At 59.8% G+C, this 21202-nt stretch carries 19 protein-coding genes and 1 tRNA gene; 11 read left to right on the top strand and 9 right to left on the bottom strand.

From position 1 onward, the window contains the following. Nucleotides 1–122 precede the first annotated feature (122 nt). The gene (locus J0X19_RS02790) at nucleotides 123–2741 is read left to right on the top strand and encodes a pectinesterase family protein (protein WP_206980774.1); all 2619 of its coding nucleotides are present in this window, start codon (nucleotides 123–125) and stop codon (nucleotides 2739–2741) included. Nucleotides 2742–2857: 116 nt separating this feature from the next. On the opposite strand, the gene bla is transcribed toward J0X19_RS02790, so the two are convergent. Next, nucleotides 2858–3667 carry a subclass B1 metallo-beta-lactamase gene (gene bla, locus J0X19_RS02795; RefSeq protein ID WP_206980776.1) on the bottom strand — a complete coding sequence of 270 codons (810 nt, stop codon included), beginning with the start codon at nucleotides 3665–3667 and terminating at the stop codon, nucleotides 2858–2860. Nucleotides 3668–3963: 296 nt separating this feature from the next. Between bla and J0X19_RS02800 the strand changes: the two genes are divergently transcribed. Next, nucleotides 3964–5403 carry an aldehyde dehydrogenase family protein gene (locus J0X19_RS02800; protein WP_206980778.1) on the top strand — a complete coding sequence of 480 codons (1440 nt, stop codon included), beginning with the start codon at nucleotides 3964–3966 and terminating at the stop codon, nucleotides 5401–5403. 44 nt (nucleotides 5404–5447) lie between these two features. Here the strand turns inward: J0X19_RS02800 and J0X19_RS02805 are convergent, their stop codons facing one another. Beyond that, the gene (locus J0X19_RS02805; RefSeq protein ID WP_242581916.1) at nucleotides 5448–6053 is read right to left on the bottom strand and encodes a DUF4202 domain-containing protein; all 606 of its coding nucleotides are present in this window, start codon (nucleotides 6051–6053) and stop codon (nucleotides 5448–5450) included. Between the two features lie 208 nt (nucleotides 6054–6261). Here J0X19_RS02805 and J0X19_RS02810 point away from each other — a divergent pair, with 208 nt between their 5' ends. Further along, the gene (locus J0X19_RS02810) at nucleotides 6262–8319 is read left to right on the top strand and encodes a GMC family oxidoreductase N-terminal domain-containing protein (protein ID WP_206980780.1); all 2058 of its coding nucleotides are present in this window, start codon (nucleotides 6262–6264) and stop codon (nucleotides 8317–8319) included. Nucleotides 8320–8399: 80 nt separating this feature from the next. Here J0X19_RS02810 and J0X19_RS02815 read toward each other — a convergent pair whose 3' ends face one another. Beyond that, on the bottom strand, nucleotides 8400–9113 hold the full coding sequence (locus J0X19_RS02815; RefSeq protein ID WP_206980781.1) for a hypothetical protein: 714 nt from the start codon (nucleotides 9111–9113) through the stop codon (nucleotides 8400–8402). Between the two features lie 360 nt (nucleotides 9114–9473). Here J0X19_RS02815 and J0X19_RS02820 point away from each other — a divergent pair, with 360 nt between their 5' ends. From J0X19_RS02820 to J0X19_RS02840, 5 genes are all read left to right on the top strand, one after another. Next, complete coding sequence (locus J0X19_RS02820; protein ID WP_206980783.1) at nucleotides 9474–9890, top strand: hypothetical protein; 417 nt, start codon at nucleotides 9474–9476, stop codon at nucleotides 9888–9890. 98 nt (nucleotides 9891–9988) lie between these two features. Further along, on the top strand, nucleotides 9989–10492 hold the full coding sequence (locus J0X19_RS02825; RefSeq protein WP_206980785.1) for a hypothetical protein: 504 nt from the start codon (nucleotides 9989–9991) through the stop codon (nucleotides 10490–10492). Between the two features lie 26 nt (nucleotides 10493–10518). Beyond that, on the top strand, nucleotides 10519–11658 hold the full coding sequence (locus J0X19_RS02830) for a DUF3616 domain-containing protein (protein ID WP_242581917.1): 1140 nt from the start codon (nucleotides 10519–10521) through the stop codon (nucleotides 11656–11658). Between the two features lie 84 nt (nucleotides 11659–11742). Then, complete coding sequence (locus tag J0X19_RS02835) at nucleotides 11743–12249, top strand: acyl-CoA thioesterase (protein WP_206980787.1); 507 nt, start codon at nucleotides 11743–11745, stop codon at nucleotides 12247–12249. Between the two features lie 126 nt (nucleotides 12250–12375). Continuing rightward, complete coding sequence (locus J0X19_RS02840) at nucleotides 12376–12948, top strand: type 1 glutamine amidotransferase domain-containing protein (protein WP_206980789.1); 573 nt, start codon at nucleotides 12376–12378, stop codon at nucleotides 12946–12948. A 130-nt stretch (nucleotides 12949–13078) separates the two neighbouring features. On the opposite strand, the gene J0X19_RS02845 is transcribed toward J0X19_RS02840, so the two are convergent. Further along, a complete protein-coding gene (locus tag J0X19_RS02845; RefSeq protein ID WP_206980791.1) occupies nucleotides 13079–13585 on the bottom strand; it encodes a DUF6992 family protein in 507 nt (168 codons plus the stop codon). Between the two features lie 88 nt (nucleotides 13586–13673). Beyond that, nucleotides 13674–14345, bottom strand: a complete 672-nt coding sequence (locus tag J0X19_RS02850; protein ID WP_206980792.1) for a porin family protein — start codon at nucleotides 14343–14345, stop codon at nucleotides 13674–13676. 201 nt (nucleotides 14346–14546) lie between these two features. Between J0X19_RS02850 and J0X19_RS02855 the strand changes: the two genes are divergently transcribed. Next, a tRNA-Val gene (locus J0X19_RS02855) sits at nucleotides 14547–14621 on the top strand. 322 nt (nucleotides 14622–14943) lie between these two features. Beyond that, nucleotides 14944–15849 carry a histone deacetylase family protein gene (locus J0X19_RS02860; RefSeq protein ID WP_206980794.1) on the top strand — a complete coding sequence of 302 codons (906 nt, stop codon included), beginning with the start codon at nucleotides 14944–14946 and terminating at the stop codon, nucleotides 15847–15849. 82 nt (nucleotides 15850–15931) lie between these two features. Here the strand turns inward: J0X19_RS02860 and J0X19_RS02865 are convergent, their stop codons facing one another. The 3 genes from J0X19_RS02865 to J0X19_RS02875 all read right to left on the bottom strand — a co-directional run bounded on the left by J0X19_RS02865 (nucleotide 15932) and on the right by J0X19_RS02875 (nucleotide 19254). Next, entirely contained in the window at nucleotides 15932–16651 is a 720-nt protein-coding gene (locus J0X19_RS02865) for a methyltransferase domain-containing protein (protein ID WP_242581919.1), read from the bottom strand. Between the two features lie 253 nt (nucleotides 16652–16904). Continuing rightward, the gene (locus J0X19_RS02870; protein ID WP_206980796.1) at nucleotides 16905–18014 is read right to left on the bottom strand and encodes a type III polyketide synthase; all 1110 of its coding nucleotides are present in this window, start codon (nucleotides 18012–18014) and stop codon (nucleotides 16905–16907) included. Nucleotides 18015–18141: 127 nt separating this feature from the next. Continuing rightward, on the bottom strand, nucleotides 18142–19254 hold the full coding sequence (locus tag J0X19_RS02875; protein ID WP_206980798.1) for an NAD(P)/FAD-dependent oxidoreductase: 1113 nt from the start codon (nucleotides 19252–19254) through the stop codon (nucleotides 18142–18144). Between the two features lie 176 nt (nucleotides 19255–19430). Here J0X19_RS02875 and J0X19_RS02880 point away from each other — a divergent pair, with 176 nt between their 5' ends. Beyond that, nucleotides 19431–19808: a T9SS type A sorting domain-containing protein gene (locus J0X19_RS02880; RefSeq protein WP_206980800.1), complete on the top strand. Its 378-nt coding sequence runs from the start codon at nucleotides 19431–19433 to the stop codon at nucleotides 19806–19808. Between the two features lie 329 nt (nucleotides 19809–20137). Here the strand turns inward: J0X19_RS02880 and J0X19_RS02885 are convergent, their stop codons facing one another. Then, entirely contained in the window at nucleotides 20138–21199 is a 1062-nt protein-coding gene (locus J0X19_RS02885) for a flavin-containing monooxygenase (RefSeq protein ID WP_206980802.1), read from the bottom strand. Nucleotides 21200–21202 lie beyond the last annotated feature (3 nt).

Genomic DNA, 21202 nt, shown 5'->3' on the forward strand with positions numbered 1-21202 from the left:
GTTGCCGGTTATTCGAGTCTTGCGCAAAGCATGACTGATGGCCGGCAACCGGCAACTGACAACTCGCAACTGACAACCGGCAACTGACAACTCGCAACTGACAACCCTTCAAAATTCCTTCTATGTCCCACTTCTTCTCAGTTAGGAGCTGGCTGGCAACGTGTTGCGTTGTGCTGCTCAGCGTATTTGGTAGCCGGGCTTTGGCCTACGATGTGGTAGTTGCCAAAGATGGTACCGGCAACTACACCACTGTGCAGGCCGCCATCAATGCCGCGCCTACGGGCCGCACGGCGCTCTACACCATCTTCATCAAGAATGGCAAGTACCGCGAGAAAATAACGGTGCCCAGCAACAAGCCTTTTTTGCAGCTTGTAGGGGAGAGTGTAGCCAATACCATTCTCACCTACGGCGACGGCGCCAGTGACCCGCTGCCCGGCGGCGGTACCGTGGGCACCCAGAACTCGGCCAGCTTCACGGTGAATGCGCCCGACTTTTCGGCCCTCAACATCACCTTCGTCAACTCGTACGGCGACGGTACGCAGGCGGTAGCCGTGCTGCTGAACGCCGACCGGGCCGCTTTCAAGAACTGCCGCTTCCTTGGCAACCAGGATACGCTCTACACCAAGGGCAGCGGCACTCCCCGCCACTACTTCCGCGACTGTTACATTGATGGTAACGTGGACTTTATCTTCGGTAGCTCGGTGGCGTTGTTTGAAAACTGCGTGGTGTACGCCAAGGCCCGCACCACCGCTGGTAGCTCGTTTATTACGGCCGCCAATACGCCGCCCGGCCAAGCCTACGGCTACGTGTTCAAGAAAACCAAGCTGCCCGCCAACACTGGCGGTACGCTGTATTTCCTGGGCCGGCCGTGGCAGAACTCCACCGGCAGCTCACCGCTGGCCAACAACAAAACCGTGTTTATCAACAGCACGATGGGCGCGGGCCTGATTCAGCCGGCCGGCTGGACCACCTGGGACGCGGGCACCAATACCAGCCTGATTACCTACGCCGAATTCCGGAGCCGTTTCTACGCCAGCAACCTGCTGCCCACCACCCAGCGCGCCGCCTGGTCGCAGCAGCTTGCCCCCGCCGATACGGCCGCCTACAACCGCAGCGCCATGTTCGGTACCTGGGACCCGTGCACCGTGGCTACCGGCCTGTGCACCAGCACCACCCCCGCCGATATTGCCATTTCCAACTTCCGGGCCGCGAAAGGCACTACCCAAACCACGCTGAACTGGAACATCAGCTGGGCCATGAGCCAAATCAAGTACGAGCTGTTTCGCTCCGCCGATAACACCACGTTCAGCAAGATTTACGAGGTAACGGCCGCCACCGATTCGCTGATCAACTTCCAGGCCACCGACCCACTGCCCGCGGCCGGCACGGCGTACTCCTATTATGTGCGGGCTTCCAAAACCGGCTCGGCCACGCACATCACCGACACCATACGCGTATCGAGTGTGGCTACGCTTACGGCCCCAGCCAGCCTGGGCACGTTTGTGCAGTTCCAAAGCGGCACCTCGGCAGTCCAGACGTATTCCGTTTCGGGCGTGAACCTGACGGCTACCGTTACCGTGACGCCACCGGCCGGCTACGAGGTATCGGCTAATGGCGGCACCAACTGGTACACGGCCACCACGCCGCTAGTCCTCACGCCCACCAACAATGCCCTGGCGGCCACCATCAGTGTGCGGCTGAATGCCACAACTGCGGGAGCCTACGCCGGCAACATCACGCACGCCAGCGCTGGAGCCACGCCGGTAACGGTAGCCGTAACGGGCATCAAAACCAACAACGCCCAAACCATTTCCACGCCGCTACAATGGTGGTCGATGCGGGTGTCGGCGCAGGACAGCGCGGCGGTGCGCTCCAGTAGCGTAACGGCCAGCACGGCCACACTCCGGCGCATGGCCGTGTCGGATGCTTCCACGGTAACGTTTATCCGCGGCTACTCCACGCAGTTTGGGCAGGCACTGGCTCCTATAGCGGCAGGTTCTTGGTCGACGTCGGCCACGCCGCCCGCCCCGGTGGCGGTGGGTTCCAGCCTCAACCGCCGCTACTACGAGCAGTTCACCATTACGGCGGCGCCCGGCCGCATTGTGCGCGTTGATTCGCTGTTGATGAATACGGCCTTCTATAATACGGCCAATGGCCGCTTGGCCATCGTGTATTCGCTGTCGGGCTTCACCACTGCCGATTCCACCAACATACCGGCGGGTGGCACCATAGGCGGCACCACGTTGCCCACCACCGGCAACGGCGCCTTCAACGCCCCCGTGGTACTCAACAACCAAACGGCCGGGCCCGCCAGCGTGTACCGTTTTGCGCTGTCGGGAACGGCCGGCGGCATCACGCTGGCCGCCGGCCAAACCCTAACGGTCCGGTTGTACTTTGGAGCTGGCTCCAACAATTCGGGGCGCTATGCCTTCCTGAAAGACGTGCTGTTCAAGGGCGAAAACCTGACGGTGGCATCGGCAAACCAGCCGCTGGCCGGTACTTCCCTGAACGTGTTTCCTAACCCCACCCTGGACGGCCAGCTGACCGTGGAGCTAACCGGCTACCGGCACACCACCGAGCTGACCGTGCTTAACGCGCTGGGTGCAGTAGTGCAGCGCCAGCCAGTGGCAGCCGGCCAGCGCCAGCAACCCCTCGATCTAAGAGCCTTACCATCTGGTATATATGTGTTGCGCGCCACCACTGAAGGCGGCACCGACACGCGCCGCATCGTACGGCCGTAGCCAGAGCCCTACGCATACAAGCAAAAGGCCCCGCCAGTATCTTCCGGCGGGGCCTTTTGCTTGTATGCGTAGGGCTTTTTGGTGCGGTATAACCAGTGTTGTAGCCAATAGCTAGGCTAGGGCTGCCCGTTCAAGGCAGTTTGGGGCTTGCGGCCGGGCACTTGCAGCAAGTTTAGGGTATGCTCCAGTAACTCGGTGCCACCCCATGTTCCGTGGCCGGGCACTACCACCGCGGCTTTGGGGTAGCGGGCCGCCACGGTGCGTACTGCTACCGGCCACTGCTTCAGGTCGGCGTCGTCGATGTTGCCAAGGGTAGTGGCATCAGCCCCTTTCACCAGGCAGCCGCCAAATAGCACCCGTTGCTGCGGCAGCCAGGCCACCAGGTTGTCGGGGGCGTGGCCGGGGCCGGGGTAAAACAGCTCCAGCCGCGTACGGCCCGCCCGAATAACGGTGAAAGGCTTGATGGCCGGCGTGGGCACACCAAACGGCAGCCGCGCCGCGCGCTTGGCCGTGAGGGGCGTGCTGTAGACCTTGATGTGGTTGGCCTGCACAACGGCCAGCCCGCCCAGCCGGTCTTCGTGGGCATGCGTCACGATTACCAGCCGGACGTGCTGGTGCAGGCTGTCGGCCACCCAGTGGAGCAGTTCCATGGTTTGGTCGGGGTCCCAGGCGGTATCAACTACCAAGGCCCCGGTTTTGGTGCTGATGATGAGGCCGTTAGACGGAATCGGGGTAGGATTGCCAGGGTAGCGGTGGTAGGACGTATGCACAAACACCCCCGGTGCTACGGGCCGTACCCGCAGGTGCAAGGCGGTAGGCTTGGTGCCAGCTACTGGGTTGGCAAGCAGCCAGGTAGGTAAGAAAAACAGCAGAGCCACCAAACGTAGCCGGGGCCGCACGGGCAAGCGAAAAAAGAAAGCGGGCATTCGAAAATTGAAAGACAAGCTGCCCTAACGTCTCGGCCGGTGGAATAGTGCCTTCCGTGCTTATAGCGGTTTCACGAACGGTGTAGCGGCGGGCTTCTGCCGGTCCGGCACGTATCCCGTTTGTTGAACGGCTATACCTGCCCCGATACCCCGTCCGGCCTACTCGTTCGTAACCAGCCTGGTGCTGCCCACAGGCGCGGGCAGACAGTGTTGAAAGCCAGCGAAAAGCTGCCGACCTTACGTATCAGGCCTATCCTGGTACGTTCCGTTTATCGTCTTCGTCTTTTCAACTGCTTATGGCTTCCGTTCCCGCTTCTGCTTTGCTCGAAACCACCGACCTAACGGCACTTTTCCAGCGGCAAAAGGCCCGCTCGGAGGCACTGCGCCGCGAAGAGGCCGCGCCCCGTGCGGCGCGCCTGCGCAAGCTGGGCCAATGGATAGCCACCAACCGCACCGCCATTCAGCAGGCCCTTCACGCCGATTTTCGCAAGCCCGCGCTTGAAACCGACGTAACCGAAATCTGGCCCTCCCAAACCGAGCTCAAGCACACGCTGCGGCACCTCAAGCGCTGGACCGCGCCGCAGCCCGTTGACACGCCGCTGGCCCTGATGGGTGCGCGCGGCTGGATGCAGGCCGAGCCCAAAGGTGTCTGCCTGGTTATTGCCCCCTGGAACTATCCGTTTTACCTGGCTATCGACCCCTTGATTTCGGCGCTGGCGGCTGGCAACTGCGTCATTATCAAGCCCTCGGAAATGACGCCCGCCGTGGCCGCCCTGCTAAGCCGCCTGGCCCAGGAGGTGTTCGACCCGGCAGAAGTAGTGGTGGTAGAAGGCGACAAAGATGTAGCCACCGAGCTGCTCAAGCTGCCCTTCGACCATATCTTTTTCACGGGCAGTCCGCAGGTGGGCAAGGTGGTGATGCGCGCCGCCGCCGAGCACCTTACCAGCGTGACGCTGGAGCTGGGCGGCAAGAGCCCGGCCATTGTAGACGACACCGCCAACCTGCGCGACGCGGCCGAGAAAATCGTGTGGGGCAAGGGCATCAATGCCGGCCAAACCTGCGTGGCCCCCGATTACGTGCTGGTGCACGAAGCTGTGCAGGAGCCGCTGCTAGCGGAAATGCGGGCCGTAATGCAACGCTTCTACAACCCCGGCGGGCAAGGCGTGGTAGCTTCCGAATCGTTTGCGCGCATCGTCAATCAGCACCATTTCGAGCGGGTGGCGGGTTTGCTGGAAGATGCCCAGCAGCGCGGGGCTACCGTAGCCGCCGGCGGCCACGTAGACGGCCGCCAACGCTTCATCGAGCCGACTATCCTGCTGAACGCGCCCCCCGACAGCCGCGTGATGCAGGAAGAAATATTCGGGCCGCTGCTGCCGGTGCGCACCTTCCGCACCCTCATGGAAGCCACCGACGAGGTAAATGCCCGGCCCCGGCCGCTGGCGCTCTACGTTTTCACCCAAAGCAAGGAAAACCAGCGTTACCTGCTGCGCAACATCCCGGCCGGCGGGGCCGCCGTCAACGAAACCATCCTGCAACTGGCCCACCCCGATTTGCCGTTTGGTGGGGCCGGCAACAGCGGCATCGGGCGGGCCCACGGCTACGCGGGTTTCCTGGCTTTCAGCAACGAAAAAGCTGTGCTCAAGCAGCGCACCGGCCGCACCGGTATCAAGAGCTTCTACCCGCCTTACACGCCCAAAGTGCAGCGCATGGTGAACTGGCTGCTGAAGTATCTGTAGCGCATACTTATACGTTGGGCCAACCGCATACTGGTTGCGTTAAGTTAATTGCCGGCCAATGCCTTGGCTACCAGGGCTTGGGTGGCGGGCGGCAGGTCGAGTTGCAAGGCCAGCTCGTGGCCATGCGGGGTCATTTTGCGCCAGGTTTTCTGTATGATGTCGACAACCTTTTCCTCGGGGTGTTGGGCCGCGAAGTTGGGGAAGTAGTAGCGCAGAAACACCAGGCAGATGACGTCTTCCAGTAGCTGCACCTCGGGGTCGTGCTGGAGCTGCTGTTTCTGCACCAAGGCTTGCACTCGGGCAATTAGCGCGGGCTCGTAGCCCACTTCCTGCAACAGCTGGCCGGCCAGCTCGGCGTGGTAGTGCTTGAGGCGGTTGCGCCATTTGTGGTAGCCCGGCCGGTCCATAGCAAAATCGTGGCGCGGAATAGCCCAGCGCCAGATGTGCTGGCACCGCACGGCCAGTTGCAGCGCCTCACTGGCCTGCGGAGCCACTTCCTGCAAGCAGGCGCTCATCCGTTGAGCATACAGCACTTCTTTGGGGTAAGCAATACCGTCGGCCACCTCCACGTTCGGGTCGGTGCTGTTGGCTTCGTCGAACTTGCGGATAGCGGCTTCAAAGCGTTGCAGGTCGGTTGGCATCGGTGACATGGTGAAGTGGTGAGGTGGTGAGTTTGATGTTCGACTTGTGCAAGTAGCGCGCTTTGCCTTGTAAGAACGAGAAACTCACCATTTCACCACTTCACAATCTCACCATTTCGTATGCAAGCCGAGTAAATTCGGGGAATAATTCCGATATTTTCCAGGTGAAGCGGCCTAAGTAAGCCGCCCTGTTCCCACCCGCATCTTTCAAGTAGTCATGACGTTTACCGAAGCCCAGCGCGAAACGCTCCGTGCGCTTGCCGATACCTTCATCCCCAGCTTGGACAGTCCCGCCGAACACGCTGCGTACTGGCAGCGCCGGGGCTCCGAAGGTGTGAACCTCGACCAAATAGGAGAGGTGCTAAACGAGCAGCCAGCCGCCGCGCGGGCGGAGTTCATGAAGCTGCTGGGCTTGCTGGATACGCCCACGCTGGGCCTCACCTGGTTCGGGCCGTTGCGGCCGTTTGACCGGTTGCAGCCCACCCAGCGCGAGAAACTGCTGCAAAGCTGGGCGCAAAGCAACGTACCGCAACTGCGCAAAGGCTTCCAGGCGCTGCGTAAGCTGTTCACGTTTCTGTATTACGGCGGCTCCACGGCTGAGGCTGGCAACCCGGTGTGGGAAAGCATCGGCTACGCTGGCCCGCTGCCTGCCGATGCGGTAGTGGACGTCCCCAAACCCATCCGGACCCTGCGCCCCACCCAGGATGTCACCTACCACTGCGACGTGCTGGTGATTGGCAGCGGCGCGGGTGGCGGTGTAGTAGCTGGCGAGCTAGCCGCCGCTGGCCACGACGTACTGGTGCTGGAAAAGGGCCCCTACTGCCACGGCTGCGACTTCACCCAGCGCGAAGTAGACATGCTCGGCAAACTCTATGACGGCAAAGGCACCCTCAGCACCCAAGATGGCAGCATCGGAATTTTGGCGGGCTCCTGCTTGGGCGGCGGCACTACCGTCAACTGGGCCGGCGCCTTCCGCACCCCCGATTACGTATTGGAAGAATGGGCACGAGAGCACCAAGTGCCGCATTTCACGTCGGCGGCTTTTCAGCAGAGCCTTGATGCCGTGAGCCGTGCGCTGAGCGTAAACACCGATTATCCGCGCCACAACGGCCAAAATCAGGCGCTTTGGGATGGGTCGCGCAAGCTGGGGCAGGAGGTGAAGCTGATTCCGCGCAATGAAAAAGGCCTTACCGACTCAGAAAACCATTTCCAAGCCCTCGGCTACAGCAGCCTCGGCGATGCGTACGGCATCAAGCAAGGCACCCTGAACACGTATTTGCTGCAAGCCTTCGAGCACGGTGCCCGCCTGCTAGCCGATACTCGGGTAGAGCGCGTAACCGTAGCCACTGGCCAGGCCACTGGGGCCGAAGCCGTGCACACCACCGCCGCTGGCCAGTTGATACGCGTGACGGTGCGGGCGCAGCGTGTAGTAGTAGCGGGCGGGGCCATTCAGACTCCGGCTTTGCTGCTGCGCAGTGGCCTGAAACATCCGCACTTGGGCCGTCATCTCAACCTGCACCCTACAGTAGTGGTATCGGCGCTGTACGAGCAGGCCATGCGGCCGTGGTTCGGGCCGAGCATGTCGGTGGTCAACGATAGTTTCACCCGCCTTAATGGCACCAACTACGGCGTGAAGCTGGAAACCCCTCCCGCCCACACTGGTCTGATGGGCATGGTGCTGCCGTGGCTGTCGGGGGTGCAACACAAGCAGCTGATGCAACAGGCGGCGCACTTGGGCTCATTCATCGTCCTGACCCGGGACCGGGACGGGGGCCGCGTCAGCATCGACCGGCACGGGCAGGCTTTGATTGATTACGCGTTGAGCGAGCATGACCGCGCCAGTATGCTGACGGGCGTACGGGCCGCTGCCGAAATCCATGCGGCGGCTGGGGCCCATACCATCTTCCTGCCCCACGGCACGCTGCCCACTCTCCATGCCCAACACGGCCAGATTCAGAACCCTACCGTGCTCGACCAATTGCCGCACCTGAGCTGGAAGCCCAACCAGTACGGCCTCTACAGCGCCCACCAAATGAGTTCCTGCCGCATGGGCGGCAACGCTGGCACGCACCCCACCAGCCCCACCGGCGAAACCTACGAGGTGCGCAACTTATTCGTGGCCGATGCTTCAGCGTTTCCGGCTTGCAGCGGCGCCAACCCCATGCTCACTATCATGGCCCTGGCTCACCATACGGCGCAGCACCTGAAAACAAGCGGTGTGGCTGGGCCGGCAAGTTCGGTTGGGGGCACTACAACGCAGGTGGTAGCTTACTAAGGGTGCTGCGGCGTACTTAAACTCAAGGCAAAAAGCTCTGCCATAAGGTAGTAGATATGTTACTTCTACAGCTTGTCAGCCTACTGCACGATGGTGCTACGCACAAGCGTCCACGTTTGAACGACGTTATTACGCCGAATCCGTTGTCGGACAATCCCTTTGCCGGAAACCCAATAGTAGTGGACCGGCCAGCCGTTTTCTGACGCGTCGGCCGTTAGCTTGACCTGCAGAAGTTCGTCATATGGTACTCCCCCGATACGTTGCACTTGGGAGTTCCAGTAATAATATAGCACGGCATTGTAAATATTAAGAAAGGAGGCTTTGTCCCGGTCAATCAAATAGGGAAACACATCCGTGCCTTCTTCATCAGCTGTACTATTGGGTAAATCCTGACTTCGTCTAACGGACCAGCAGGGTAGCTGACTGGCCTGATCTTCCCGATTGGGTAAGGTGCAGGTCCTATCTATGCTATAAAGCCGATCCGGGCCACCCCGACCCGAACGGGTGCGCAGGCGAAAGTCTTCGTATTTCAGGGTAGGGTAGGTTTTATTCTTGGAGCCGTTACCCAGCCGGTGAACCGTTTGCTCCGCGGACACGACCCACACGCTGTCAAGCTGCCGAGTAGCTGAATCCTGGTATATCCAGTGAGTGCCGGGCTGGAATAGCGTGTACGACTTTAGCTCGGCCGGCAGGGGTACGGCCTCCGGCTCGGGCCGTTCTTTGTGGCAGGCTGTGCTCGAAAGCAATAGAACAAGGCTTACTAAAAACCGCAGCTTAGTGAGGGTAGTTTGCACGATAGTCACGTTGCTTCAATAATGGGTGTAATGACGAGCTAATATGATCTTTTTCTGTTTGTTATAGTGGCAACTTTGGCTGATTTCATGAATTGCCTAGAGCAGTTTTGGCGGTGGGGGCGGGGCTAGCCCCCGCCCGTCGTCGAACGGAATCGGTGAAGAGGCGTTGGCGCAGGGGCCAGCCCTATCCCTACCTCGTTCAATCTGTACCCCGACCCTGAAACCGTTCTAATCAGATAGTTGCTTCCGTGTCCACTTTGGCATCGATAGCGGCAGTCTTTATAGAGGCAAAAACGACGGATATAGACGAGCGGCGCGGTTTTCGCGTATGGGGGTGCACGTTCCTCTTACTTTTGCCTTATGCGCCTCTCACACTCTTTGCTCGCCCTGTCCCTGCTGACGGCCACTACGTTCAGCTGCGCCCGCCGCAACAAAAACATTCCCGAAGCTAAATCAGTAACGGTTGCGCCGGCGCCGGCCCCCACGGTAGCCCCCACCGCCGCCCGCGACCTGGCCGACGTAATGACCGACGAACTGAAGCTGCGCCCCGATCAGCAGCAGAAAGTACGGGCCATCCTAAGTAGTACTGCCGAGCAAGCCAATGCGGCCCAGAAGCAGTACGCCGGCAACCGCCCCGCTCTCCTGACCGAGCTGAAGCGCATTAACGCCTCATCCGACAAACAAATGCAGCAAGTGCTGACGCCCACGCAGTATCAGCAGCTCAAAACCAAGCAGCGCCAGATGCAGGCCCAGATGCAAAGCCGCAAAGGCAGCTGATTCATAGAAACCTCCGGACGCAGGCAACTCTTTGGGCGGCAACTACATCTGCCGCATCAAACAGAGTTTAGTTGGTATTCGCCTTATTCCCCTGCGTCATGAAAAGAAGCTTCTTCTTGCTGAGTGCTGCCCTGCTGCTAGGCTACACGGCCCCGGCCCAAACCAAGTCCGCCGCTTCCAGCCAAGCGGCGCTAGCCCGGCAGCTCAACCAATTGATGCGCGACCCGGCCAAGCCCAAGCAGGACGTGCTGATTGTTCTTGATGGCTGCCACGTTCAGCAAATCATCCGCGACCGGGACGCGGACGTGAACCTGGATAATCCGTTGGCCGTGAGCTTTGCCAGCGGCAAGTCGGGGTGGGCGGTGAGCACCAGCAACGGGTTTTTCGAGTTGAAAATGGATTTCGAGTGGGCGGATGTAACGGCCGTGAGCTATGCCCGCTCCGATGACAAAAACCCGAAAGCATTGTATGAGATTCAAATCAAGCGGCAGAAGAAAAACAGCACCAATAGTTCTGAACTTCAGTTATATACCACTGATGAGGCCGTGGTGAAGAATCTGGTAGGGCGCCTGAACAAGCTGCGGCAAAGCTGTAGCCAGTAGGCAGCACCCATAACATTTCGAGGGGCATGGCCGTTGGCGTACCCGAGCCAACCCTATTCCTCTCCCGCATGCGCCACCAGTCCTATCTGCTGCACTTCAACCCCAAGCTGAGTTTGAACTCGGCCGGCAAGCACGTCCGCGACGGGCTTTCTACGGTATTGCGTACCGGCAACAACGTGTGGATGAGCTGTGATGAGCGCACCAGCATCGAGCGGCTGCGCCTGACGGGTACGCACGAGCTAGGTGCCCATTGCCGCTACGAGTTGGCGGAGCTGCTCGACCTGGGCGACGACGCGGAAGTGGAAATCGACATCGAAGGCATGGCCGAGGCCGAGCACTACCTGTGGGTGATTGGCTCGCATAGCCGCAAGCGCAAACAGCCCAAGCCCGACGAGGATGATGTGGCCCACCAGATTGCCCGGCTGGCTGAGGTGAAAGAAGAGCCCAGCCGCTACCTGCTGGCCCGGATTCCGCTGCAACTCAACCCCACCACCGGCGACTATGAGCTGCACCGCGAGGCACCCCACCCCACCGACCCCACCAAAACCCTGTGCGCCGCCCAGCTCCGCGGCACCGACACCACCAACGACCTGCTGGACCTGCTGGCCGAAGACCCGCACCTAAAGCCCTTCATGCAGATTCCGGGCAAAGACAACGGGTTCGATATTGAAGGGCTGGCTATTGCTCCCGATGGGCGGTTGTTTGTGGGTTTGCGCGGGCCAGTGCTGCGCGGTTGGGCCATCGTGCTGGAGCTGTTGCCTTGCGAAGACAAGCACGGCCGCCTCCGCCTCGATAAGCTGCCGGGTGCCACGCAGAAGTTTTACAAAAAACACTTCCTCGACTTGGGCGGCATGGGCGTGCGGGAACTGCGCCAGCGCGGCTCCGACCTGCTGCTGCTCGCCGGCCCCACCATGGACCTCGATGGTACCATTGCCGTGTATTGCTGGCCCGATGCCCTGCGTTGCGAACAAGACAGCCTGATTGGCCCCGATAAGCTACAGCGCCTTTTCGATGTGCCGCACGGGTTTGGGGCCACTGCCGGCCAGGACAAAGCCGAAGGCATGGCCCTGCTCGACGACCAGCACGTGCTTATCGTGTTCGACAGCCCGACAAACGCCCGCAAACCCGCCCCCCACCAAGTAACCGCCGACGTGTACAAAATCTGACGTCCGAACGAACCCTGGCGGCGAGCGTACCAAAACAAACAGCTAGGGTTTGGGGTATGGAAGTGCCTACCTATTGCCCCTTTTATGGCGTTACTGCGCACTCCCGAAACCACTCACCGCGTCCATTTCCAGGATTGCGACATGCTGGGCCACCTCAACAATGCCCGCTACCTCGACTACTTCCTCAACGCCCGCGAAGAGCACACCACCCGGCACTACGCCCTCAACCTCGGCGAATTGTCGCGCGAGCAGGGCGCGGCCTGGGTGATTACCAAGCACCATATCAGCTACTTGCGCCCCGCCGTGCACGCCGAAGTGGTGCTGATTCGGACTCAGCTCATTCATTTCGACAACTCCAACCTGGTGGTGGAAATGCAGATGCTCAGCGAAGACGGCCAGCGCCTCAAAGCGTTGCTGTGGTCGGAAATGGCATTTGTAAGCGTGAAATCTGCCACCCGCTCCGAGCATTCCGATGCCCTGATGGACATGCTGGAGGAACTGGACGTAGAAGAAGTGCAATACGACGCCGACGGGTTTGACGAGCGGGTAAAGCACCTGCGCAAACAACTCAAGCAGCTGCGAAAGGAGTAGCGCCGCTGGCGTGTGCATAACTTGGGCCGAAAGCCGGAAAACCAGAACCCGCTGCCGAGGCTGGGCGTACTGAGAAAGAGGCCGGGACACACCCGCCGCCCTCTTTCTTTTTACCATCAGATTATCATGAGCATCTTCAGCAGCGACAAACTCAAAGGAAAAAAAATAGCCATTGTTGCCACCGACGGTTTCGAACAAGTGGAACTCACCGAGCCCAAGAAATACCTGGAAAATGAAGGCGCCGAAGTGCATGTCATTTCCCTGAAAAGCGGCTCCATCAAAGGCTGGGACGAAACCGACTGGGGCGACAAAGTGGACGTGGACAAAGTAATAACCGACGCCCGCGTAGCCGATTACGATGCCCTGGTGCTGCCCGGCGGCCAAATCAACCCCGACAAGCTGCGCGTCGAGCAGGACGTGGTAAACTTCGTGGGTGAGTTTATGCGCTCCGGCAAAGTGGTAGCTGCCATTTGCCACGGCCCCTGGACGCTCATCGAAACCGGCCTCGTGCACGGCAAGAAAATGACCAGCTACCCCAGCATCAAAACCGACCTCAAAAACGCCGGTGCCCACTGGGAAGACTCGGAAGTGGTAGTGGATAAAGGCCTCATCACCAGCCGCAACCCCAACGACATTCCGGCCTTCAACAAGAAGATTGTAGAAGAAATTCTGGAAGGCGCCCACGCTCCGCGTAGCTAAGCTGTTAGGCTTTATAGCAAAGGCCCCGCCGGTTCTCCGGTGGGGCCTTTGCGTTTCGTGCCTTGGCACAGGTGCTCCGGCCCGGCGGCTTTTCGGCTGTCGGGCCGGATATGCCGGTTCTAAAGCCGCTCTAGTAAAGCAAATTCAGCAACCGGCTAGCCTGCTGGTGATACACCAGGTAAAAGCTCACGTCAAACACGAACAGGAAACCACCTTGCAGCCACAACGAGCGGCCGAAGCCTAGCAGACGCTCTGGTAGCCTGTCGGCCGAGGCCGCCCGTGCCCGTAGCCAGCTCCCGATGCACACATACGCCACATCGAGGCCTGCATTGAACAGCAGAATCTTCTCGAAAGTGAATTGCGCCGTGAGGCTGTCGGGCAGCGTGAGGCCGCCTACGTGGTTGGGTTGGGCCCGGAGCATGCCCCACACCGCCAGCGCCACGTTCACGAAGTTCCAGCCCAGGTTCATCTGGTGGAAATACACGGCCTCGGTGCGTACGCCGGAGCGGTTCACTTGGTAGCCGCTTATCAGCAGGTTCAGCAGCGCCCACGCCCCCAGCACCGCCATGCCCCGTTCGGCCAGCAGCTCCCGGGTTTGGTTGATAACGGGCAGAGAATCGAGTAGGAGGTAAGCCATGAAGTAGAAGCTAACTGAACAACTATAACACCAGAAAGGGAAGCCGCTAGGCCTCCCTTTCTGGTGTTATAAACTCGCAATGAAGAATTTAGTTGGTGAAGCCCACCCCAACGTACACCTGAAAAACACCGTTTTTCACGTCTTTATACACTCGGGTGGCAGTAGCAGAATCTTTGTAGATGTCAGCCAAACCCAAGTCGTATCGGGCACCCACGCGGGCCGGCCCTATGCGCGCTTCTAAACCACCAACCACGCCGTAGTCGAGGCTGTGCAGGCCAGCGCTGGATATGCTTTTCTCGTCTCCGGCATCTTTCACCCGCACCAGCAACGATGCCTGCGGCCCGACATGTACACTCACGTTGTCGAGGAAGTTGTACACGAAAAGCACGGGCACCTGAATGTAGTCCAGCCGGGTTTCGCGCGTGGTGGCCGTGCCGCCGGGAGGTGCCATTTTATCATCGTAGCCTTTGCGGCTGAACAGGATTTCCGGCTGAATAGACACCTTGTCGTTCAAACCGAATTGGGCATATACGCCAGCGTGGTAGGTTTTCAGGTTCAACAGCACATCTTCGTACGTGTCGCGGTTGCCACCCCGGATATCGGCCAGGTTGAAGCCGCCTTTGATGCCGAAGCCGTTGTTGCGCGAGTCGCTGGTGGAAGGCGCGTAATCGGTGGAAGAGCGCACCCCGTCAACGCTTTGCTGGGCCGACGCTGCAAAGCCAACGCCGCAAGCTGCAAGTAAGAGAAGTAGTTTTTTCATGGGAATAGGGGAGGAGAGGTGGGGCGAAACCCAGGAAGCCACATAAGGGCTGGCTAGTGGGTTCTAAGCCCCTATACTTTGCTTGGGCCGGAAAGTTGCACTGCACGAATATTCGTTGCGCAAATAATCTCGGCCAGAAGCTAGTATCTCTGCCAACAGTTACTATCTTTGGCTCTTTACGGCCGCCGCCAGACGATTTGCGGGGCGTTAGCTCAGTTGGTTCAGAGCATTACCTCGACAAGGTAGGGGTCACTGGTTCGAGCCCAGTACGCCCCACGCAAATCACCCGAATCCGAAATAACCGTCTGCAAAGGCGGTTATTATCGTTTCTAATGGAAGTAGAGCAGAGAGTTTAGACTTGATGAGTAGCTCTTTGCCACCAAGTAAAGGCCGCCGTCTAGCTGATGCAAGTTGCGGAGCAGTTGCCAGTTGAACGGCCGTTGTCAGCACCGTGTGGCGAACTGGCAGCGGACACCAACGGCAGCATCCGGCTCATCCGTCAGCCCGCTGAAAAGGGAGTTGATAAACGAGGCTCGCTAAGCATTTCGCAACTTGGGGTAGCTAAGCTCTTTTATCTCAGTTCTAAGCTCCACCTAAAATGCTCTCCATTGCCTGGGCACCCCTCTACGCGCACCCGTTGCCCGACAATCACCGCTTTCCGATGCTGAAGTACGAGTTGCTACCCGAGCAGCTGCTCCGCGAAGGAACGGTGCCGGAAAGTGCCTTTTTCGCGCCCGTTGCGCCACCCGCCCCCGATATTTTGCGCACCCACGACGCCGACTACTACCAGCGGCTCTGCACCGGCGGCCTCACCCGCCAGGAGGAGCGCGCCACCGGCTTCCCGTGGAGTGTGCAGCTCATCGAGCGTGAAGTAACCATACTGGGTGGTACGCTGGAATGTGTCCGCCGCGCCCTGCAAAGCGGTATTGCGCTCAATATTGCAGGCGGCACGCATCACGCCTTCCGCGACCGGGGCGAGGGGTTCTGCCTGCTCAACGACCAAGCCGCCGCCGCCGATTACCTGCTCGCGCACCCGGAACTAGGGGTACGTAAGGTGCTGATTGTGGACTTAGATGTGCACCAGGGCAACGGCACAGCCCGCATTTTTCAGGATGAGCCGCGCGTGTTTACCTTCTCCATGCACGGCGCCCGTAACTACCCGCACCGCAAAGAGCACTCCGACCTCGATTTGCCCCTGCCCGACAACACCGACGACGCCAGCTACCTCGCGCTGCTCCGCAGCACCCTCCCGCGCCTGCTCGACGAGGTACAGCCCGATTTCGTGTTCTACCTCAGCGGTGTTGATGTGCTGGCCACCGACAAGCTCGGTCACCTCGCCCTCAGCCGGGAAGGTTGCCGCCAGCGCGACGAATTTGTGCTGGGCCTCTGCCACCGCCACCACCTGCCCGTCGTCGTGTGCATGGGCGGCGGCTACTCCCCCCGCATTGCCGACATCATTGAGGCCCACGCCAACACCTTCCGCGCCGCGGCCGCTCTGTGGTGAGATAGTGAAATGGTGAGGTGGTGAGTTTGACGTTTCGGCTGCGCAAGTAGCGCCAAACTCACCACTTCACTATCTCACCACTTCACCATTTCACCACCTCACCTGTCACTATTTGCCAGCGGAAAGCCCAGCGCCACCGCAGAGTATAGTGTTTGATGCCCGCCTGCCGCAACAAGCGCTGCCAGTCCTGGCGGCTGAAAGAGCGGGCTACCGACAGTGGAGCGTCGTTCTGCACTAGGTATGAGCCGCGGAACAGGCGGGTCAGCCACTTGATGCTGTAGTACGCCAGTGGGTGGCGGTGCAAGTCGTTGATGATGACGGCCGTACTGACTTGGGCTTGGCACTGCGCTAGCAGTGGCGCCAGAACGTCGTCGGGGAAGTGGTGGCAGAACAGGCTGCACGTGATGATGTCGAACGACTGTTGCTGAAATTCCGGCGAAAAGATGTCGTGCTGTTGGAAGCTGATTTCCGGGAAGCTCTGAGCTTTGGCGGCTGCGTATTCCAGCATAAACGGGCTGGCATCAATGCCAATCAGCTCCACCGGAATCTGGCGCTGCCGGGCCCAGCGGGCCACCTGCCGTAACGTGTCGCCGCCGCCGCTGCCCAGGTCGGCGAGGCGCAGCGGGCGGCCCACCGGGAACTGTGGCCGCAGCCGTTCCAGCGCATCAAGCACCGGTGCGTAGCCACCCAGCCACGTGTTGATGGTTTCCAACTCGTCCAGGTTCTGGCGTAACGCGTCGTTGGCCAGCGAGTGGTTGTCCATCAACTCTTCTTCCGTCGCACGGCGCGTAAAGTCAGGCATTACGTTACTTGCTGAGTTGTTGCGTGCTAAAGCAGTTTCCGGGCCGGAGTATAGGCTGCACGCGGTAGGGGCGGGGCTGGCCCCCGCCCTTGTGCCGGCGCCGTTTCACCGATTCCGTTCGACGACGGGCGGGGGCCGCCCCTACCGCCAAAACCGCTCTAAATGGTTGGTTGGTATTCGATGATTGTTGGTGTGCTGAGATGCAGAGCAGTATTTTTCAACAATTCAACTATTTAACAATTTAGCAAATCCATCAACTCACCACCCGCAGCAGCATAGCCTCCAGCGTAAGGCCGGGGCCGAAAGCAAAACTGAGCACGGGCGCGCCGGCATCGGCGGCGGTGAAGCCACTGAGCAATTCGCGCAGCACGTACAGCACCGTCGCCGACGACATGTTGCCGTACTCGCGCAACACTTTGTAGGCCGGCGCGTTGTCGGCACGGGTTAGGTTTAGCTCTTGCTCAATGGTTTCGAGGATGCGCCGCCCGCCGGGGTGAATGGCGAAATGCTTGATGTTGGGGAGCTTAACGGGTAGGCGGCGCAGCAGGTCGTCGGTGAGCTGCCGGATGCCCCTCTGAATCAGCTTCGGTACGTACGACGACAAGGTCATTTCAAACCCGAAGTCGTTGACGTGCCAGGCCATATCGGCGTGGCCGTCGGGCTCTAGACCGCAGTGAAATGCCTCCAAAGCCAAATGAGGCCGCGTGCCCGAGGGGCGGCCCAGCACCAGTGCCGCCGCCGCCCCATCCCCGAATAGCGCATTAGAAACCAGATGGTCTTCTTCGTGGTGCTTCTGAAAGTGCAGCGTACACAGCTCGGTGCACACCACCAGTACCCGCGCATCGGTATCGGCCCGGCAGATGGCATCGGCCAGTTTGAGGGCGTTGAAAGCCGCGTAGCAGCCCATGAAATTCACGCAGGTACGCTGCACGTTGGAGGGCAGCCCCAGCCGGTGTACCAGCTCAATGTCTAGCCCCGGCGCGTACATGCCCGTACAGCTCACCGAAATCAGGTGGGTAAGTGAGCTGGCCGGAATTTCGGGGGTTTGGCTCAAACAGCTTTCAGCCGCCTCGGCTGCCAGCGGCAGCGCCTCGCGCCGGTACGCCTGCATGCGCGCGCCTACCGACGGAAACGGCTCTAAATCAGGAGTATTCGGGAAGAATGTGAAGTCGCCGTTGGGACGGCCGTAATCCGGCAGTACGGTGTAGCGGTGCTCGATGCCCGACATGCGGTACAGAGCCCGCAGCTTGCGCGTAGCCGCTTCATCGAATTGCAGGGCCTGGGCCATGAACTCGCCAATTTGAGCTTGCGGAAGACGGTGGGAAGGGTTGGCCGTGCCAATGGCACTGAGGTAGCTAATCATTGAAGGCAGTATACGGGAATAGTGACGTGGTGAGATGGTGAAGTGGTGAAATAGTGAGTTTGAGGTTATAACAGGCGAATCTGCGCAGGTGGCGCATGTCGAACAGTCACCTCACCAGTTCACCACCTCACCAATTCGCCTTCCCGTGGGTGCGGCGCATCAGGGCTCGCACGCCGCCGGGCCAGTGGCGCAGGCCGCCCACCACGGCTTCGCTCATCAGGGGCCGGCCAAACAAGCCCTGAATCAAGCGCCCGACTTGCAGGCGCCGCCCAAACTGCGTGTGCCAGCTGTGGCGGTAGCGCGCCTCCAAAGTGGCGCGGCTGATGCGGTGTTGCAGGAAGTCGTGGAGGTGGGCGCTGGCCAGTTGGGCTCCGTGCAGCGCCATAGCCATGCCGTTGCCACACAGCGGCGTAATCAGGCCCGCCGCGTCGCCGCATAGCAGCACGTGGTCTTCCACGCAGCTTTTCGGGGCGAAGGATATTTCGTTGATGACTTCGGGCTGCGGGTACAGCACTTCGGCTTCGGTCAGGATGCGGCGTAGCAGGGGGTTGGTAGCCAGTACGTTCTGCTCCATGGCCGCAATAGTGCCGTGCTGTTTCAGGTTGTGGCGGGTGGTGAGGTAGCAGAAGCAGTAGCGCCCGTCTTCCACTGCCGAAATGCCCGCGTAGCCATCGGGGAAGTTGTGCAGCGCAATCAGGTTAGTTGGGAAATCGAGGCGCAAATGGTACTTCACCCCCAGGTAGGGCGAGCGGGCCCGGAAAAATGGGCGCTGCCGGTCGAGGGCACTGCGTTTGCCGTACGCGCCCAGCACCACCCGCGTAGTAAAGGTGCGGCCATCGGCGAGGGTAGTGGTGTGCAGGTCGGTGGCGGCATCATAGGCTACGGCGGCCACGGTGGCCTGCTGAAGCACCGTTACACCCCGCGCTTCGGCCAGCTGAAACAGGTGGTGGTCCAGGGTGAAGCGGCTCACCCCGAAACCGCCCATATCCAGCGGCACCGACAACGTGCGCCCTGCCGGCGACGACACCATGAACTGCGTAATCCGGGCCGGGTTGAGCACGGCCGGGTCGGCGTGCAGGCGGCGCAGGTACGGCAGCACCTCATTGGATATGTACTCGCCACATACCCGATGAAAAGGGTACTGCTTTTTCTCGACCACCAACACCCGGTAGCCGCGGGCCGTTAAGTCGAGAGCAGCCGTAAGACCGCCTAAGCCACCACCGATAACAAGAACATCCAACTTATTTTGTCCAGTAAAACAATGAAAATCAAGGAAGAAATGACCGTTTATTAGGAGAAGTGTTATATTTTAACTTCGTAATTAAGATTCAACCGGTATCTTTGCAAACCAAATTGGACAGCTAACGTTTTATAGAACTGTCCGAGCGCGCTGCTATTTCTGCTCTAATTCCCCCTATGATGAAACGCTTACCTTCTTCTTTTTCAACGCTGTTGCTAGCTCTTGGCCTACTTTGTGGTAGCCTGTCGGCTGATGCGGCCAAGCCGGGTGTGCATTCCCAGGCGGCTGCCAAGCCAGCCGAGGAGCGCAGCCTGTTGGTATATCCGAATCCAAGTACTGGTATTGTTCATATTTCCATTAATGGCTTTGAAGGCCGTAAAGTGGAACTGCGTGTGCTAAACGTTATTGGTTCTGTTATCTACCGCGAAGCTATTACGGAACTCAACGACCGGTTCACCAAAACACTCGACTTAAGCAAGTTTGCCAGCGGCCTGTATTACGTGAAGCTCGATGGTGACAATGCCAGCCAGATGCGCAAGCTTGTGATTCGCTAGTTTGCTTTCTGCACTCCAACAAAAAGCCCCGTCTGCATGCAGGCGGGGCTTTTTGTTGGCTACCAATTACAGGTGGCCAGTACTTAGGCTTATCGACGGTTGTTGGCGCGCACGGGTACAGGCTTCAGGGCGGCTTTCAACTGGTCGAAGGTGTTGAGCGCAAGTAGGGCGGTAGCCAGAGCAATACCCAAGAAAATGAGAAGTGACATGCGAAGTGAGTTAAGAGATACAAAAGAAACGCAACAACCAACCCAATAGTATATCGGACAGCACGCGTTGTTGGTACTTGTAAAGCTAACCCCAAAACGGGGTAACTAGTTGCAGTATAATTATGTGCTTTTCAGCAAGTGGTCCACCACGTAGCACGCATCAGCACCCACGCCGCCCATAAGCGCCGAGCTGCGAGTGCTCAGCCAAGGCAACCCCAGAAATGCTACCCCTGGTGCAGCAGTAAGTCCGCGCTGATGGCGGGGCGTACCATCGGGCTCGAAAATAGGTAGCTTTATCCACTGGAAATCCGGTTTGAAACCGGTAGCCCATACCACTGCTTCCAAGGGCGGTGTGTTCTGGCGGCGCCCCTGCAACGCTCCGGCGGTAGTAGCCCCGGTGGCCCGGCCTATAAGCTGCACATTCGAGAATTGCTTCAGCCGTTGTAAGTCGCCGCGTACAACGGGTTCGGACTGGTGCATAATGTGGCGGCCCAGGCGGGTGGCGCGCGGAATACGTAGAAACCCACTTTTCTTGAGGAGCACCCACGTCAGCTGGTTGTTCGGGAAAGCCCCGGTTTTGTCATCGAAGGCTACGAAAACCGGCCGGCCGGTAGTGGCCAGGTCGGCAGCAATTTGTAGCGCGGAGTTGCCGCTGCCTACCACTGCCACCGGGCCGGCACCGGAAATTTGGCTAGGCTGGTGGTAGTGGCTGCTGTGGAACTGCTGCACTTGCGGCGGTAGCGCAGAAGCAAAGGCCGGCTGCTTGGGAGTGGAATAAGCGCCAGTGCTAACAACAACGCGGCGGGCCTGATACACAGTGCCAGCGGCTGTTTCAACGCGGTAACTACCGGAGGCGTCATTAGTGGCCGTCACTTGTACGGCCCGCTCTCCTAGTTGCACCGGAAACCGGAAATGGTTGGCATAGGCTTGTAGATAAGCGGCAGCTTCGTCTTTGGTAGGATAATGCAGCGCCGGCCCCGGCCAGGGAAAGCCCGGCAGCCCACTCGCCCAAGCCGGCGAAAACAGCCGCAACGCTCCGAAGCGGCTGGCCCAAACGTCGCCTACGGCCGGCCGCTCATCCAGCAGCACAAACTTTACACGGTGCTGTTGCAGATAATACGCCGCCGCCAGCCCCGCTTGTCCCGCTCCGATAACGAGGGTGTCTACCTGCTTGGTCTGCATAGT

It is taken from the genome of Hymenobacter telluris (genome assembly GCF_017313265.1).
In the GTDB taxonomy this organism is placed as follows: Bacteria; Bacteroidota; Bacteroidia; order Cytophagales; family Hymenobacteraceae; genus Hymenobacter; species Hymenobacter telluris.